10 protein-coding genes and 2 pseudogenes are annotated in these 15,784 nt (G+C 73.2%); 6 read left to right on the top strand and 6 right to left on the bottom strand.

The annotated features are described in order from the left end of the window. The 4 genes and pseudogenes from GQS09_RS29465 to GQS09_RS14055 form a co-directional block, all read right to left on the bottom strand. Positions 1-1,422, bottom strand: a pseudogene (locus GQS09_RS29465) (type I polyketide synthase); the annotation flags it as partial. A gap of 187 nt (positions 1,423-1,609) precedes the next feature. Beyond that, a pseudogene (locus GQS09_RS30370) lies at positions 1,610-3,616 on the bottom strand (acyltransferase domain-containing protein); the annotation flags it as partial. 363 nt (positions 3,617-3,979) lie between these two features. Next, positions 3,980-5,146: a cytochrome P450 gene (locus tag GQS09_RS14060; protein ID WP_165986390.1), complete on the bottom strand. Its 1,167-nt coding sequence runs from the start codon at positions 5,144-5,146 to the stop codon at positions 3,980-3,982. Positions 5,147-5,196: 50 nt separating this feature from the next. Continuing rightward, positions 5,197-6,360 carry a pyridoxal phosphate-dependent aminotransferase gene (locus GQS09_RS14055; protein WP_207957813.1) on the bottom strand — a complete coding sequence of 388 codons (1,164 nt, stop codon included), beginning with the start codon at positions 6,358-6,360 and terminating at the stop codon, positions 5,197-5,199. A gap of 428 nt (positions 6,361-6,788) precedes the next feature. On the opposite strand from GQS09_RS14055, the gene GQS09_RS14050 reads away from it, so the two are divergent. Together GQS09_RS14050 and GQS09_RS14045 are read left to right on the top strand one after the other, a co-directional pair. Continuing rightward, positions 6,789-7,337, top strand: a complete 549-nt coding sequence (locus tag GQS09_RS14050; protein ID WP_165986389.1) for a hypothetical protein — start codon at positions 6,789-6,791, stop codon at positions 7,335-7,337. 175 nt (positions 7,338-7,512) lie between these two features. After that, positions 7,513-8,352 (top strand): DUF4097 family beta strand repeat-containing protein, encoded by an 840-nt coding sequence (locus GQS09_RS14045; RefSeq protein WP_165986388.1) that lies wholly within the window; start codon positions 7,513-7,515, stop codon positions 8,350-8,352. 47 nt (positions 8,353-8,399) lie between these two features. Here GQS09_RS14045 and GQS09_RS14040 read toward each other — a convergent pair whose 3' ends face one another. Next, positions 8,400-9,593 (bottom strand): transposase, encoded by a 1,194-nt coding sequence (locus GQS09_RS14040; RefSeq protein WP_313896136.1) that lies wholly within the window; start codon positions 9,591-9,593, stop codon positions 8,400-8,402. Between the two features lie 913 nt (positions 9,594-10,506). On the opposite strand from GQS09_RS14040, the gene GQS09_RS14035 reads away from it, so the two are divergent. Beyond that, positions 10,507-11,190, top strand: a complete 684-nt coding sequence (locus GQS09_RS14035) for an LmbU family transcriptional regulator (RefSeq protein ID WP_207957812.1) — start codon at positions 10,507-10,509, stop codon at positions 11,188-11,190. Positions 11,191-11,327: 137 nt separating this feature from the next. Here GQS09_RS14035 and GQS09_RS14030 read toward each other — a convergent pair whose 3' ends face one another. Beyond that, positions 11,328-11,978, bottom strand: coding sequence for an FMN-binding negative transcriptional regulator (locus tag GQS09_RS14030; RefSeq protein ID WP_165986387.1), 651 nt, complete (start codon positions 11,976-11,978; stop codon positions 11,328-11,330). A gap of 323 nt (positions 11,979-12,301) precedes the next feature. Between GQS09_RS14030 and GQS09_RS14025 the strand changes: the two genes are divergently transcribed. From GQS09_RS14025 to GQS09_RS14015, 3 genes are all read left to right on the top strand, one after another. After that, on the top strand, positions 12,302-13,681 hold the full coding sequence (locus tag GQS09_RS14025; RefSeq protein WP_165986386.1) for a lysine N(6)-hydroxylase/L-ornithine N(5)-oxygenase family protein: 1,380 nt from the start codon (positions 12,302-12,304) through the stop codon (positions 13,679-13,681). A 58-nt stretch (positions 13,682-13,739) separates the two neighbouring features. After that, positions 13,740-14,660, top strand: a complete 921-nt coding sequence (gene argB / locus GQS09_RS14020) for an acetylglutamate kinase (RefSeq protein WP_165986385.1) — start codon at positions 13,740-13,742, stop codon at positions 14,658-14,660. 232 nt (positions 14,661-14,892) lie between these two features. Beyond that, the gene (locus GQS09_RS14015) at positions 14,893-15,738 is read left to right on the top strand and encodes a DUF4097 family beta strand repeat-containing protein (RefSeq protein WP_165986384.1); all 846 of its coding nucleotides are present in this window, start codon (positions 14,893-14,895) and stop codon (positions 15,736-15,738) included. The last annotated feature ends 46 nt before the right edge of the window (positions 15,739-15,784 follow it).

Genomic DNA, 15,784 nt, shown 5'->3' with positions numbered 1-15,784 from the left:
TCGGGGGTGGGGTGGGGTGGTTGTTCGAGGATGAGGTGGGCGTTGGTGCCGCTGATGCCGAAGGAGGAGATGGCGGCGCGGCGGGGGTGGGGGGTGGTGGGCCAGGGGGTGGGCTGGGTGAGGAGGTGGATGTGGCCGGTGGTCCAGTCGACGTGGGTGGTGGGGGTGGTGAGGTGGAGGGTTCTGGGGAGGGTGGCGTGGTGGATGGCCTGGACCATTTTGATGATGCCGGCGATGCCGGCGGCGGCTTGGGTGTGGCCGATGTTGGATTTGAGGCTGCCGAGGTGGAGGGGGCGGTCGGGGGTGTGGTGGCGGCCGTAGGTGTTGAGGAGGGCTTGGGCTTCGATGGGGTCGCCGAGGGTGGTGCCGGTGCCGTGGGCTTCGACGGCGTCGATGTCGGCGGGGGTGAGGCGGGCGGTGGTCAGGGCGTCGTGGATGACGCGTTCCTGGGCGGGGCCGTTGGGGGCGGANGCGGGCGGTGGTCAGGGCGTCGTGGATGACGCGTTCCTGGGCGGGGCCGTTGGGGGCGGACAGGCCGTTGCTGGCGCCGTCCTGGTTGATGGCGGAGCCGCGGATGACGGCGAGGACGGGGTGGTGGTTGCGGCGGGCGTCGGAGAGACGTTCCAGCAGCACCACCCCCACCCCCTCACCCCAGCCCGTGCCGTCCGCCGAGTCCGAGAACGCCTTGCAGCGCCCGTCCGGGGCCAGCCCGCGCTGCCGGGCGAACTCCACGAACAGGCCGGGCGTGGCNTCACCCCAGGCGGTGCCGTCCGCCGCATCGTCGAAGGACCGGCAGCGTCCGTCGGCGGACAGCCCGCGCTGCCTGCTGAACTCGATGAACAGCTCGGGTGAGGTCATCACGGTCACCCCGCCGGCCAGCGCCAGGTCGCACTCCCCGGCCCGCAGCGCCTGCGCCGCCAGATGGACCGCGACCAGCGAGGAGGAACAGGCGGTGTCCACGGTGATGGCCGGCCCCTGGAGACCCAGGGCGTAGGAGACCCGGCCGGACACCACGCTCAGCGCACTCCCGGTGTGCAGCCGGGAGGTGTAGTCGCTGTACATCACGCCGCTGAACACCCCGGTGCGGGTGGCGTGCAGGGAGTGCGGGGGTATCCCGGCGTGCTCGATCGCCTCCCAGGCGGTTTCCAGCAGCAGCCGCTGCTGCGGGTCCATGTCCAGCGCTTCCCGGGGGCTGATGCCGAAGAAGTCGGCGTCGAACCGGTCGGCGTCGTAGAGGAACCCGCCGTGCCGGGTGTAGGTCTTCCCCGGGCGGCCGGGCTCGGGGTCGTACAGCGCCTCGATGTCCCAGCCCCGGTTGGCGGGGAACGGGCCGATGGCGTCGGTGCCCGCGGTGACCAGCTCCCACAGGTCCTCCGGGGAGCGGACGCCGCCGGGGTAGCGGCAGCCCATGCCGACGATCACCACCGGGTCGTCGGCGGCGCCGGCCTCCGGGGCGGCGGCCCGCGCGGACCGCCCGGCCGCCGGGCCGTCGCCGTCGCCGTCGCCGGTGCCGGCCGCCCGGGCGAGTTCGGTCAGCAGCCGCCCGGTCNGCCGCCAGATGGACCGCGACCAGCGAGGCGGAGCACCCGGTGTCCACGGTGACCGCGGGGCCCTCCAGGCCCAGGGTGTAGGCGGCCCGGCCGGAGGCCACACAGGTGTAGGTGCCGGTGAGCAGATACCCGCCCGAGGCGTCGTCCGCCTCGTGCATCCGCGGCCCGTAGTCCTGCGCCATCGCGCCCAGGTACATCCCGGTGCTGCTGCCGCGCAGCGTGCCCGGGTCGATGCCCGCCCGCTCGATCGCCTCCCAGGAGGTCTCCAGGACCAGCCGCTGCTGCGGGTCCATGGCCGCCGCCTCCCGGGGGCTGATGCCGAAGAACTCGGCGTCGAACCGGTCGGCGTCGTGGAGGAACCCGCCCTGGCGCGGGAAGGCGCCGCCGCCGGGGAGGGTGTCGGGCGACCAGCCGCGGTTGTCGGGGAAGCCGGAGACGGCGTCCCGCTCGTCCATCAGCAGCTGCCACAGGTCCTCGGGCGAGGCCACCCCGCCGGGGTACCGGCAGGCCATCGAGACGATGACCACCGGGTCGTCGGCGTCCGGTGCCCGGCGCCGGCCGGGCCGTACCGGCGCCGGGCCGCTCTCGCCGCCGGTCAGCCGGGCCACCAGGTGGTCCACCAGCCGCTGCGGCGTGGGGTGGTCGAAGACCAGGGTGGCGGGCAGCCGCAGGCCGGTGGCGGCGGCCAGCCGGTTGCGCAGCTCCAGTGCGGTGGCCGAGTCCATGCCCAGTTCCCGGAACACCGCGCCGGGCCGGACGCCGCCGGCCGCCCGGCCGAGGATCAGGGAGGTCTCGGAGAGCACCAGCTCCCTCAGGGCGTCGGCGTCCGCGGGGACGGTGTCCTGCGGGCCGGACGGCGGACCGGACTGCTCGGTGTGCCGTGCGGTGTCCGGCCGCTCCGCCCCTTCCCGGCCCGGCCCCTCCGGCTCCGGCGGGGCGTCCGCCGGTTCCGGCAGCGCCACGGGTGAGGTGCCGGCGGGGAAGGCCGGGCGCCAGTCCACCGCGGCGCCGGCGGTGTGCAGTTCGGCCAGCGCGGTCAGGAAACGGGCCGGCCCGTCCTCGCCGCGGCGCAGCGAGCCCGTGACGACGGCGGCGGAGCCGGCGGCGTCCAGGGTCTGCCCCAGGGCCATGGTGAGCACCGGGTGCGGGCTGATCTCGATGAAGCAGTCGTGGTCCGCCAGCGCGCGCACCACCGGCTCGAAGGCGATGGTGCTGCGCAGATTGCGGTACCAGTAACCGGCGTCCAGCGTGCGGGTGTCCAGCGGTCCGCCGGTCACCGTGGAGTGGAAGGGCACGGTCCCGGTGCGCGGCCGCAGCGGCGCCAGGGCGGTGTGCAGTTCCTCGCGGAGCCGCTCGATGTGCGGCGAGTGGGCGGCCACGTCCACCGGGATGCGCCTGGCCCGCACCCCGTCCGCGGTGAGCTCCGCGAGCACGCCGTCCACCACGTCCCGGTCGCCGGAGAGCACCACCAGCCCGGGGCCGTTGACCGCGGCCAGCGCCAGCCGCCCGGGGTACCGGGCCAGCAGCGGTTCGACACCGGCGGCCGGGAGCGGCACCGAGATCATCGCGCCCTGTCCCGCCAGCCGGGCCTGTGCCCTGCTCCACAGCGCCACCGCGCGGGCGCCGTCCGCCAGCGACAGCCCGCCCGCGACCACGGCCGCGGCGATCTCGCCGTTGCTGTGCCCGACCACGGCGGCGGGTTCCACGCCGAACGACCGCCACAGCTCGGCCAGGCCCACCATGACCGCGAACAGGGCGGGCTGCACCACGTCGTCGCGGTCCAGGGCGGGGGCGCCCGGCACCGCGCGCAGCACCTCCTCCAGGGACCATTCCACGTGCGGGGCGAGCGCCTGCGCGCAGGCCTCCACGGCGGCCCGGAACACGTCCGAGCCGTCCAGCAGATCGGCCGCCATCCCGGCCCACTGCGAGCCCTGGCCGGGGAAGACGAAGACCGCCCGGTCCCGGCGGGCGGCGGCGGTGCCGGTGATCTGCCCGGCGGAGCGCCGTCCCTCGGCCAGCGCGGACAGCCGGGCGGTCAGCTCCTCGCGGCCTTCGGCCAGCAGCACCGCCCGGTGCGTGCCGGGGTCGCCGGCCAGGGCCAGCGACAGGCCCAGACCGGCGTCCGTGCCGCCGGGCGCCGTGCCGCCGGCGGCGGCCGGTGACCCGGCCAGGTGCGCCAGCAGTTGGCCGCTCCGGGCGCGCAGGGCCGCCGGGGAGGAGCCGGACAGCACCCAGGGCAGCGCGCGGCTGCGGAACTCCGTCCGGCCGTGCGCGCCCGGCCGGGGCCGTGGCGGCGCGGTGTCCGCCGTCCGGGGGGCGCCGGGCTTCCCTGCGGGCCGGGCATCGCTGAGGCCGTTCTCACCGGACACGGGAATCCTCACTTCACTTCGGCTGAGGGGCGTTCACGGGTGTGCTGGGGCGCGGGCGGTTCACCAGGCGACCTGGAGCCGCGACAGGCCGCGGGTGCCCATGCCGTCCTTCCAGGCCACCGAGTCGGGGCCGGCGGCCAGCCGCAGGGCCGGGAAGCGGCGGATCAGGTGCTCCAGCACCAGGCGGAGCTGGAGTCTGGCCAGCGGCGCACCGACACAGCGGTGGAGGCCGTGGCCGAAGGTCAGATGCATGGCGTCGTGCCCGTCCGGCGCCAGCCGGGCGGGGTCCGGGAAGGCGCCGCCGTCCCGGTTGCCGTGCAGCAGCGAGACCAGGACGGCTTCCCCGGCCCGGACGGTGACGCTGCCGAGCGGGACGGTCTCCAGCGCGACCCGGGAGAAGCTCACCGGGGTGGAGGGGGTCAGCCGCAGCAGTTCCTCGGCCACGGCGGGCAGCCGGTCGGGCCGGCGCACCAGGCCGGGCCAGCCGTCCGCCTCGGAGAGCAGGAACAGCACCGACAGGCCGATCTGGGCGACGGTCGTCTCGTAGCCGGCCATCAGCAGGGCCAGGCCCAGGGCCAGCAGTTCGCTCATGGTCAGCTCACCGCGGTCGTGCGCCCCGACCATGGCGGTGAGCAGGTCGTCCTGCGGGCTGCGGCGCTTGAGCTCGATCAGGTCGGCCATGTAGTGGGCGAGTTCCAGCCTCCGGCGGGCCTTTTCCCGCGGGCTGCTGGCGGAGATGTCGAACAGCACCTCCACCCAGGTGCGGAAGGTGCCGCTGTCCTCCTCCGGGACGCCGAGCAGCGAGCACAGCACGGCCAGCGGCAGGGGCGCGGCCAGGCCCTCGATCAGGTCGGCGCCGGGTCCGGCGGCGGCCATGGCGTCCAGGTGCCGTCCGGCCAGCCGCTCGATGTCCGGGGCCATGGCGGCGACCTTGCCGGTGCTGAAGGCCCCGGCCACGATGCGGCGCAGCCGGCTGTGCTCGGCGCCGTCCAGGCTGGCGATGGAGTCCGGCACCGGCTGGGCGTCGATGATCTGCGGGGCGTGCGGCGCGGCGGCCTCGGCCCGGCTGAACCTCTGGTCCGTCAGCACCCGGCGGCCCAGTGCGTAGTCGCACACCAGCCACATCGGGTCCCCGGCCGGGGTGACGACCGGGACCACGTCCCGGCCGTCGTCGTGGTCCAGGAACTCCGGCAGCGGCCCCAGCCGGCCGCCGCTGATCTGCCGCATGTCGTCCTCCGTTCTGGCCGTGGTGTCCGTGGTGGGCCGGCGGTACCGGGTCAGAGGGCCGACAGCCGCTGCTCGGCCGTCCGCAGGGTCTCCAGCGATTTGTTGAAGGCGATCCGGACGTACTGGGAGCCGCGGGCGGGGTCGGCGAAGAAGGCTGTGCCGGGCGCCAGCACCACCCCGGTCCGCTCGTGGAGCCGGCGGATGAAGGGCAGGCACTCCTCGTGGCCGCCGGTGAGCGGACCGATGTCCGCGAAGACGTAGCAGCCGCCCTCCACCGGGGCGAACTTCATGCCCAGCCGGGAGAACATCGCCTGGGCCAGGTCGCGGCGGGCGGCCATCTGCGCGCAGGCTTCCGCCGGATCGGCGGAGAGCGCCGCGTGGGCGGCGGCGAACTGCAGGGGGGCCGCGGTGCCCAGCGTGGTGAGCTGGTGCACGCGCTGGAACGCCTCGCTGCGGGTGCGGTCGGCGCGCAGGAAGCCGACCCGCCAGCCGCTCACCGCGTGGCTCTTGGAGAGCGATCCCACCACCACGCTGCGTCCGGCCAGGCCCGGCACCTCGGCGACCGAGAGGTGGCGGCGCCCGTCGAACACGAAGGCGCTGTACACCTCGTCGCTGATCGCGGTGGCATTCCAGCGTTCGCACAGCCCGGCCAGTTCGTCCAGCTCGGTGCGGTCGAGCACCCGGCCGGTGGGGTTGGCGGGGGTGTTCAGCAGGACGGCCCGGGTGCGGGGGCCGAACGCGGCGGCCAGTTCGGCCGGGTCCCAGCGCCACTCCGGCGCGTGCAGCGGCACGAACCGCGGGCGGGCGCCGACCAGGCGGACGGCGGCGGCGAACTGGTCGAAGCCCGGGGTGAACACCACCACCTCGTCACCGGCGTCCACCGTGGAGAGCAGGGCCACGTACAGCGCCTCGGTCGCCCCGGCGGTGACCGTGATCTCGGTCTCGGGGTCGGCCGGGACGGTCAGCAGCTCGGCGATCCGGCGGCGCAGCAGCGGATTGCCCGAGGGGTGCTCGTACTGGTTGTGCCCTTCCCGCAGCGCCCGGGCGGCCTCCGCCAGCATGGCGGCCGGCGGCTCGGGGTGGCCGGGGGTGCCGATCGCCAGGTCCACGGCGTTCGCGGTGCGGGCCAGCATGAAGACCTCGACCAGGCCGCTGCTCGTCAGCTCCGCCGCCCGGGACGAGACGGGGGACCTCCGGGCCGGTGACATGGGCATCTGAGAACCTCCTGGCTGCTGGATTCATTGCTGATGAATTCTCGGTGCCACGGCATTCTTCGGCGTCTCGGGGGTTTCGGGCGGACGTCTGGGAAAGAGTGCGTGGAGAAAGGGCTGCGGACGCCTCGGATGGTCGGCCAGGCGGTCAATTCCTGTCACAGGCCGCGGTTTTCACGGGGACGCACCGCCGGTCCTGGATATGCAGTTTCGCTTTCTGGCCGATCTTGAATATACCCGGCGCCCGGGATTCGGTGAACAGTAAAGCTGCGGCTGCCGGCAGCCGGCCGGTGGCCGGTCTTTTGCGGGAACGTCGGCACCGGGGCGTCCGCCGTCGCCTCCCGCCGGGGCGGGGGCGTGTCCCGTCGACGGGACACGCCCCCGCCCCGGCGCGGTTGCGCATGGCGCCAATATGGTGCAACTATGGCATCATGGACCTGAAGCGGTACGTCGACACCCTGCGCCAGGAGCTGCTGGTGGCTGCCGAGGCGGGGGACGAGACCGCGCGGGAGGCCGCCGAGCGCCTGGTGGCGCCGCTCACCTCCGCGGTCCGGCTGGTCCTGCTCGACGTGGTCTCGGCCGCGGCCGACGAGATCACCCGTGATCTGGCGCCGGGCTCGGTGGAGGTCCGGCTGCGCGGGCTGGAACCCGTCTTCCTGGTGACGCCACCCCCCGGGGAGGGGGAGTTCGACGAGCCGCCCGAGGAGGAGCGCGGGCTCCTGGGCCCCGGCGGGCCCTCCCTGCCGCCGCTCTCCGCCACCACGGTGAACGGCGAGGACGGCGCCACCTCCCGTATCAATTTCCGCCCGCCGGAGCATCTGAAGGCCCGTATCGAGGAAGCCGCCGGCCGGGAACGCATGTCGGTCAATTCCTGGCTGGTGCGCGCCGTGTCCGCGGTGCTCGAATACGACAACCAGAACCGGCGCCCGGAGCGGCGGGCCCCGCGCGGCGGTGCGCACTTCACCGGATGGGTGACCTAGCCGCACCGCGGGGCGAGGCGGCGAATGCCCGCGCGCATTCCCGGCGGGCCTTCCCGCAGGCTTTCCCGCTGTTTCCCCGCGGCGGCCCGCCGGGAAACCCGGCCGCGAAGCCGTACCGCACCAGCAGCGATCCGACGGCGGAGACCATGTCCGCCCGGTTCCCAGAAAGGCGGACATGCCAGTTTTCGAGACGCCGTCGGCCATCTCGGTCTCCATCGACCTCGCGGTCGGGGACGCCCGTCTCGATGCCGGCGACCGCCCCGACACCGTGGTGGAGGTGCGCCCCAGCGACCCCGGCAGCGAGGCGGACACCAAGGCGGCGGAACAGACCCAGGTCGAGTACGCGGCCGGCCGGCTGACCGTGCGGGGGCCCCGGCCGCGCCCGCTGTTCGGCCGGATCGGCTCCGTGGACGTGGTGATCGAGCTGCCCGCCGGCTCCCAGCTGCGCGCGGTCGCGCAGACGGCGGCCTTCCGGTGCACCGGCCGGCTGGGCGAGTGCCAGGTCCGGACCTCCACCGGGGACCTGCGGTTCCAGGAGACCGGCCCGCTCACCGCGGCCACCTCCCTGGGCGATGTGCTGGCGGAGCGGATCGAGGGCCCGGCGGAGGCGGTTTCCGGGTCCGGCACGGTGCGGCTCGGCACCGTCGACGGGCCGGTGGCGGTCAAGAACTCCAACGGTGACAGCCTGGTCCGGGAGGCCGCCGGCGACGTGCGGGTCCGCTCGGCCAACGGCGACATCACGGTGGGCACCGCACATGCCGCCGTCGACGCGCGGACCGCCAACGGCGACATCCGGGTGGACCGGGTGATCCGCGGCCAGGTGGTGCTCGGCACCTCCAGCGGCCAGATCGAGATCGGGGTCCGCCCCGGCACCGCGGCACTTCTGGCCGTGCGGACGAAGGCGGGCAGTGTGCACAACTTCATGACGCCGTCCGAAGGCCCCGGCGACGCCGGGGAGACGGTCGACGTGCGGGCCGTCACCTCCCGCGGCGACATCGTGATCCGCCGCGGCTGACCGCCGCCGGCGAGTGCGGGCCCCTCACCGGCGGCGGTCACCGCGGGTCAGGACGCCACGCCCGCGTAGGAGGACAACGCGCTGAGCCGCCGGTAGGTGCAGGCGGCCGAGACCAGGGTCATGTGGTGGTACCAGCCGGGGAAGGACCGTCCCTCGAAATCGTGCAGCCCGAACTCCCGTTCCATGTCGGTGAGGGTGGCGGCGGTGGCCGTGCACAGCTCGGCGAGTGAGGCCAGGCGGTCCAGCCCGGTGCCGGTGAGGCTGGTGATCCAGACCAGGCCGGGCCGGCTGGCCGGGAACACCTCGGCGAACAGCCGGCAGGACGGACCGGAGGACGGCTGGTGGGGCACTCCGGGCAGCCGGACCGGGGAGGTCTGCACCCGGGTGATGCGCTGCCGTCCGTCCGGGGCGGTCACCAGCACGGTCTCCACGGTGCCGGAACCGTGCGCGGTGGCCACGGCCCCGGCCGGGGCGGGCGCGGCGGCCGTACCGCCCTCGCCGGTGCGGAGCACCGGAAGGTGGTGCGGCACGGCGATCACGAAGTCGTACCGGCGGCGCAGCAGCCCGGACAGCAGCCGGCCCGTGTCGGGGGCGTCGCTCATGTCGGCGATCACCGGGACCCCGCTCCCGCCGGTGCGGGCCGCCAGCACGTCCAGTAACTCCAGCGCGTGCGCCCACCCCGGCTGGTGGCGCACGTCCTCCGGTATGCGCGCGCGCCGCCGCCGCTGCTCGTCGGCCAGCCAGTACTCCGGCAGCAGCAGCCGCCACTCCACCGGCACCTGGACACCGCCGAGACAGAGAAACGCCCCGAGCCCCACCTGGCAGTTGACGCTGCGCCCGGAGGCGGGGTCGAACCAGGAGCGGACCCCGACCGAGCGGTCGCCGCGCTTGGGCAGCAGCGCGCGGGCGAGTACCCAGTGCGGTGCCGGGCCGTGGCCGTCTGCCCAGCGGGTCAGCTCCTGCATGACCGGATTCCAGTCCCAGGGGCTGAGATTGATGAACTGCCGGAGGGAGTGCACGGCGGTGGGGGAGGAGGATATGGCGCCGGCCAGGCGGCGGACGGACTTCTTGCCGGTGGTGCGGAGCACTCCCGCCAGGTAGGCCCGCGCCCATCTGCGCTGATCCGTCCTGCGGAGACTCCGGAAGATGTTCTCGGTGAAGTCAATTAATGGCGCGTCAAGGCCGTCGGAACAATCCTGAACATCCGGTGTCGCCTGCGCGAATGAACTGGGTGTAGCCACTCTGCAATCCATCCCAGACCTTCCTCAAGCTGCCCGCCTGAATTCCCCAAGTCTAGGTACGGGCGCCGCGGAGCACCAGATCGCGCCTGATGCCCCCAGGTTTCCGGCAATCGTCACTTGCGGTAATTTGAGGTTCCCTTGAGGTTGGCGAGAAGTGATCTCCGCGAAGCGGGGCGAAACCGCCCGAAGGAGGGGGATCGGGCGGGTGCGGGAAGCGGGGCCGGCGCCCTCGGGGCCCGGCGGAGGGCCTGTGGCCAGGAGCTTTGGGGAGCAGGCCGAGGTCGGCAACCGTGCTCCAGTTCGAAACATCGAAAAGTCGTCATGACTTATCGGAGGGTCCTTGAGTCCCGCCGGGGTCTGCGTATCTACTGGGTGCCGACCACTTTTGGACCCGAGGCGACAGGGGACCTGCGACTGTCGCGGACGGTCACGCACACCGACCACTGTGCAGGGGGACAACTCATGGTCGCATTCCACGGGGCGACATTCTTGAACGGGTTCAGAAAGCGGGCGCCTCACCGGTTCGGGCGGCCGCCGTTCCGGTGTCCGGGGCAGATCCCCGCGGCGAGGCCGGAGGACCGGGAGCGCCGCCTCCTCCACGATCCCGTTCCCTGAGCAGCAGCAGCCCGCCGCAGCGGGAAAACAGGCCGGGGAAGCGGCCCGGAAAATCATGTACTCCCGCTCTGAGTGCATTGACCCGCTCCGGAATTCCGGTGTCGTATCCGTCTGCGGGAATTCGGCCCGGCGTCTGCTGCGGCAATTCCGTGCGCCGGCGCTCTGCCGTGTCCGCTCACCCTTCTCAACTGTCACCTCTCCGATCCGTGCGCTCCCTGCACACTCAGGGGCCGCATTGCCGTGCTCACCCACCACAAGGCATGAAGTCACCACACGCAGCGATGAAGGAGGTCACACGATGAATTCCTCCGACCGGGGGAATGGCTCCGCGGTGGTCCGACGCCGGAGCATCTGCGACACGGTGCCCGGACAGCGCAGACCGGCCGTGGAAGAGGCCGCGCGCAGCCAGGTGCTGACGACCAAGGTGGGGCTCCGGATCCCCGCGGGGCTCAGCTTCGACGACTGGGAACGGGCCGGGCGACAGCTCTCCGGCCTGGTGAACTCCTCCTCCTGGTGGCTGGGGGACTGGCTGGTGTACGGCAAGGACCACTACACCGACCGCTACGAGATGGGCATCCGCGCGGCCGGTCTGCAGTACCAGACCCTGCGCAACTACGCCTGGGTCTCCCGCAGGTTCGAACTCTCCCGGCGGCGTGCGGCGCTGAGCTTCCAGCACCACGCCGAACTCGCCTCGCTGCCGGTGGCGGAACAGGAGAAGTGGCTGGACCGCGCCGAGCAGATGAAGTGGACCAGCAAGCAGCTCCGCAACGCCATCCGGGCCTCGCAGGAGGAGGGCGCCGGGCACGGCGCCCGGACGGAGGCCACCCGCCGCATCGCCGTGCCCGGGGTCCGCCTGCAGCGGTGGCACAAGGCGGCCGAGCAGCTGGGCATCGACTTCGAGCAGTGGCTGCTGGCCACCCTGGACACCGCTGCCGAGCGCGCCCTGGAGGAGGTCGGCGAGCGGGCCGGCGTCACCGCCTGACGGCGGGCCGGCGCGGGCGCCGGCCGCGGACGCCCCCAGCCGCGCGGACGTGCGGAGGGCCGGACACACCCCGGGTGTGCCCGGCCCCCGCGCGCGGGCGTTCCCCGGTTCCCCTGCTGTCCCCGGCCGGTTTCTCCTCAGTCCTGCGGCAGGCGGTCCATCAGCGCGGCGGTCTCGCGGTGGCGGCTGCACTCCCGGCCGCCGAAGGAGCGGCGTACCCGGTCGCTCACCTCGGGCGGCTGCTCCTGGCTGAGCTTGAACATGCCGTCGGCGCCGGTGACCTCGATCCGGAAGGCGCCCACCCCGGGCACGATCCGGCGGAAGTAGTCGAGTGATTCGGTCATGTCCCAGCCGGCCCCGAAATCCGCTTCGAAAGCGCGCACGGTGGCTTTCACCACCTCCAGTGTCTCCTCCAGGGAATCGATTTTCTGCACGGTGCCCCGTATGTGCACCGAGGTGAAGTTCCAGGTGGGTGCGGCCGGAGTCACCTGGTACACGGTGGGGGATACATAGGCGTGCGGTCCGGTGAAGGTGAGCAGAACGGTGCTCCCGTGCTCCAGGGCTTCCCAGTGGGGATTCATCCGGTTCATGTGTCCCAGGAGGGTGCTGCCCACGAGAGCGGGGGGCCATTCCTTGTGGCGGTCCGGATCGGCAATCACCGGGAGATGGGTCGCGAAGGGGCCGTCCTCGGGCTTTCCATTGGTCACCAGCAAGGCGAGCGGATTGCCGCGGACCAGGTCGACCATCCATGAAGTGTCCGGTTCTCGGTACTGACTGGGCACAAACATTTGGCACCACCCTCTCGGTGATCTTGCCCTACTGGTTTGCGGCCGGGCGCTAGACGGTACCACCGGGGCCGATCCGGGCAGGATAATTCCGGCCGCCAGGCGCACAGTTGTCCTGTCGGCAGGACAAGGTGCATGCGGTGCCGTGCCGTTGCCGTTCCCTTGAAAAGGGCGGCGGCGGCGCCCTAAGTTGGCGGCGCGGTGTTCCTCGGCGCAATGCACAAGACGGTTGCAAGGATTCCGTCCGGGTCCTCTCGGCTCACCGTAATTGACCTGTCGAAGATGCAGAAGTCCCTGACGCAGCTACGCTATCGGGAGAACTCTCTATGGGTAGTTCTGAGCACGAGAAACACGGCCCGGAGATCCATGACTCCGAGATCTACGACATGGTCGGCATCGGTTTCGGGCCGTCCAATCTGGCGCTCGCCATAGCGCTGGAGGAATGCCGCGCCGCCCATCCGTCGGACCCGGTCTCCATGGCCTTCTTCGAGCGTCAGCCGGAGTTCGGCTGGCACCGCAACATGCTGCTGCCGGACGCGACGATGCAGATCTCCTTCCTGAAGGATCTGGCGACGTTCCGCAATCCGACGTCCCGGTACAGCTTCATCTCGTATCTGCACGAATCGCAGCGGCTCGTGCAATTCGTGAACAACCAGGACTTCTTCCCCACCCGGCAGGAGTTCCACCAGTATCTGGAATGGGCGGCGGCCGGCTTCGCCGACCGGGTGTCCTACGCCTCGGAGGTCACCGGCGTCCGGCTGCCGCCGGACGCCGGCCCCGGCCCGGCCGAGTATCTCCAGCTCGTGGTGCGGGTGGCCGGCCGGGCCGAGCCCGTCCTGGTCAACGCCCGGAACGTGGCCATCTCCACCGGCCTGGTGCCGCGCATGCCCGAGGGCGTGCGGCGCGACGAACGGGTCTGGCACAGCTCCGAATTCCTGGCCAGGTACCGCCGGATGGTCCCCGACGAGCTCAAGCACGTGGCGGTGGTCGGGGCCGGGCAGAGCGCCGCGGAAATCACCCGGTTCTTCCACGAGTCCCTTCCGCACGCGCAGGTCTCCGCCGTCATTCCCTCCTACGGATACTCGGTGGCGGACGACACCCCCTTCGCCAATCAGGTGTTCGACCCGAGTGCGGTGGACGACTACTACTACGGTTCCGACCGCGCCCGGGAGGCGTTCTGGCGCTACCACCGGAACACGAATTACTCGGTGGTCGACGACGAGATCATCAGGGATCTGCACCGCCGCGCCTACGAGGAGAGCGTGCGGAATTCCCGGCGGCTGCACTTCTACGGCCTGACCCGGGTCAAGGACGTCCGCCGGGCCGGGAACGTCACCCGGGTGACGCTCGACTCGCTGCTCAGCGGCGAGAACCGGGTCCTCGATGTGGACGCCCTGGTCTTCGCCACCGGCTACGACGCCATGGAGCCCACCACCCTGCTCGGCGACCTCGACCGCTTCTGCCTGCGGGACACCTCCGGCCGGCACGGGGTGGAGCGCGACTACCGGCTGACCACCACCTCCGAACTGGCCTGCGGCATCTACCTCCAGGGCGGCACCGAGCACACCCACGGCCTGACCTCCTCCCTGCTGTCCAACATCGCCGTGCGCAGCGGCGAGATCGCGGAGTCCGTGCTGCGCCGCCTCGGCCGGGCCCCGGAGGAGGAGCCCGGCTGCCCGGTGCGGCCCGCCGGGTGGCCGGCGTGACCGGTGCCGGGGCCGGCCGGCCCCGGCCCGGTGTCCGCGCACCCCGGGGCCGCCGCTCATGACCGCCCGGCGGCAGGCGGCGCTGGAGAAGGCGAGGTCCGTCGTCGAGGTGCTGCCCTGGCTGGTGCGTCACCACGGCCGGACCATGGTGATCAGGCTCGGCGGGCGGGTCATGACCGATCCGGGGCTGGCCGCGTCCTTCGCCGGCGACCTGGTCTTCCTGCGCCAGGCCGGGGTGCGGCCCGTGGTGGTGCACGGCGGCGGCCCGCGGAGCGCCGGGGAGACGGGCCGGCACGGCCTGCCGGCCACCCCCGCCGCCGGGCTCCGGCCGGTCCCGCCCCGGGGCCCGGACCCGGACGCGGACCCGGACACGGTGCGGATGGTGCTGGCCGGCCGGGTGCAGCGGGAACTGGTCGGGCTGATCAACCGGTACGGCCCGCTGGCCGTCGGCATGACCGGCGAGGACGCGGACACCCTCACCGCGGTCCGCCGCCGGCCGGTGCCCGGCGGGGAACCGGCGGACCCCGCCCGGTCCGGGCGGATCACCGGGGTGCGCCCCGGAGCCGTCCGCGCCCTGCTGGCGGACGGCCGGATACCGGTCCTCTCCCCGGTCGCCCGCAGCGCCGAGGACGGCGGGGCGCACCACGTCGACACCGATGCCGCCGCCGCGGCGCTGGCCGTGGCGCTGGGCGCGCAGGAGCTGATCCTGCTCACCGACGTGCCCGGGTTCTGCGCCGGCCGGCCGCCCGGCGACGAGGTGATCGCCCGACTCACCGCGGCGGAGCTGGAGAAGCTGCTGCCCGACCTGTCCGGCGCGACGGCCGCCAGGGTGTCCGGCTGCCTGGAGGCGGTGCGCGGCGGGGTGTCCGGCGCCCGGGTGATCGACGGGCGGGTGCCCCACTCGCTGCTGCTCCCGCTCTACGCCGAGGAGGCCGTCGGCACGGTGGTGGTGCCGGATGGCGACCCGGTGGCGCCATAGTCGCGTTCGTGTAGGGCCATAGCAGGCTTGCGATGGCGCCTGGATGGTGCCATGCTGGTGTCAGCGCGAGGAATGCCCGCGCCGGCCGCACCGCCGTGCCCGCTTCCCCCGCAGCTTCCCCCGCGGGCGGGCGGTGCGGCGGGGCCGCCCGGTTGCCCTCCACCCGCCACCGCGGCGGCCCTCCACGGCACCCCGGAGAGGGCACCTCACACCCCGACAGGACGGGACAGCCATGCCTGCTTTCGACACTCCCGCACCCATCTCCGTGTCCCTCCGGATCGACAAGGGCGTCATCCGGATCACCGCCGGCTCGCGTCCCGACACCGTGGTCGAGGTGACGCCCGCCAACAAGGCCGACGAGGCCGACCGCAGGGCCGCCGAACAGACCCGGGTCGTGTACACCGACGGCGAACTCACCGTCGAAGGCCCCAGGAAGCAGCGGCTGTTCGGCAGCGTCGGCTCGGTCGAGGCGACCATGACGCTGCCCGCCGGCTCCTCGCTGGCCGGCGACTGCGAGATGGCCGCCCTGTACTGCATCGGCGAGCTGGGCGCCTGCACCTTCGCCACCCGGTACGGCGACATCCGGCTGGAGCACGTGGGACGGCTGCGGCTGGACTCCGGCTACGGCGACGTCACCGTGGAGGGCGCCGCGGACGGAGCCGCGGTACGCGCCGGGTCCGGAACCGTCCGCATCGGCACCGTCATCGGTCCGCTGACCCTGGACAACGGCAATGGCGCCGGCCGGGTGGCCGAGGTCACCGGGCCGCTCAGCGTCACCTCGGCCAACGGCGACATCACCGTGGGCGTGGCGCACAGCGCCGTCACCGTCCGGGCGAGCCGGGGCGACATCCGGATCGGCGAGGCGGTGCGCGGCCGGCTGGACCTCACCACCGCCGCCGGCGAGATCGAGGTGGGCGTCCGGCGATCCGCCGCCGCCTGGCTGGACGTGCGGACCCGGTCCCGCACCGGCCAGGTGCGCAACACCCTGGGTGACACCCAGACCCTCGTCCCGGGCGACGCCGACCTCCGGGTGCATGCCCTCACCAGCAGCGGTGACGTGCTGGTCCGCCCCGCCTGACACCAGCCGCCCCCGCCCCGCCCCCGCATCCGCGGAAGCGGATGCG

The sequence above is a fragment of the Streptomyces sp. YIM 98790 genome, assembly GCF_011421595.1.
GTDB lineage: Bacteria > Actinomycetota > Actinomycetes > Streptomycetales > Streptomycetaceae > Streptomyces.
The sequence above is the reverse complement of the archived record's forward strand: the minus strand, read 5'-3'. Positions and strand labels throughout refer to the sequence as shown.

Coding starts and splice junctions, on each gene's coding strand:
- GQS09_RS14050 (WP_165986389.1), top strand. CDS start 6,789: ATGGACCTGAAGCGGTACGTCGACACCCTGCGCCAGGAGCTGCTGGTG.
- GQS09_RS14045 (WP_165986388.1), top strand. CDS start 7,513: ATGCCAGTTTTCGAGACGCCGTCGGCCATCTCGGTCTCCATCGACCTC.
- GQS09_RS14025 (WP_165986386.1), top strand. CDS start 12,302: ATGGGTAGTTCTGAGCACGAGAAACACGGCCCGGAGATCCATGACTCC.
- GQS09_RS14015 (WP_165986384.1), top strand. CDS start 14,893: ATGCCTGCTTTCGACACTCCCGCACCCATCTCCGTGTCCCTCCGGATC.
- GQS09_RS14030 (WP_165986387.1), bottom strand. CDS start 11,978: ATGTTTGTGCCCAGTCAGTACCGAGAACCGGACACTTCATGGATGGTC.
- argB (WP_165986385.1), top strand. CDS start 13,740: ATGACCGCCCGGCGGCAGGCGGCGCTGGAGAAGGCGAGGTCCGTCGTC.
- GQS09_RS14035 (WP_207957812.1), top strand. CDS start 10,507: ATGAATTCCTCCGACCGGGGGAATGGCTCCGCGGTGGTCCGACGCCGG.
- GQS09_RS14060 (WP_165986390.1), bottom strand. CDS start 5,146: ATGCGGCAGATCAGCGGCGGCCGGCTGGGGCCGCTGCCGGAGTTCCTG.
- GQS09_RS14055 (WP_207957813.1), bottom strand. CDS start 6,360: ATGCCCATGTCACCGGCCCGGAGGTCCCCCGTCTCGTCCCGGGCGGCG.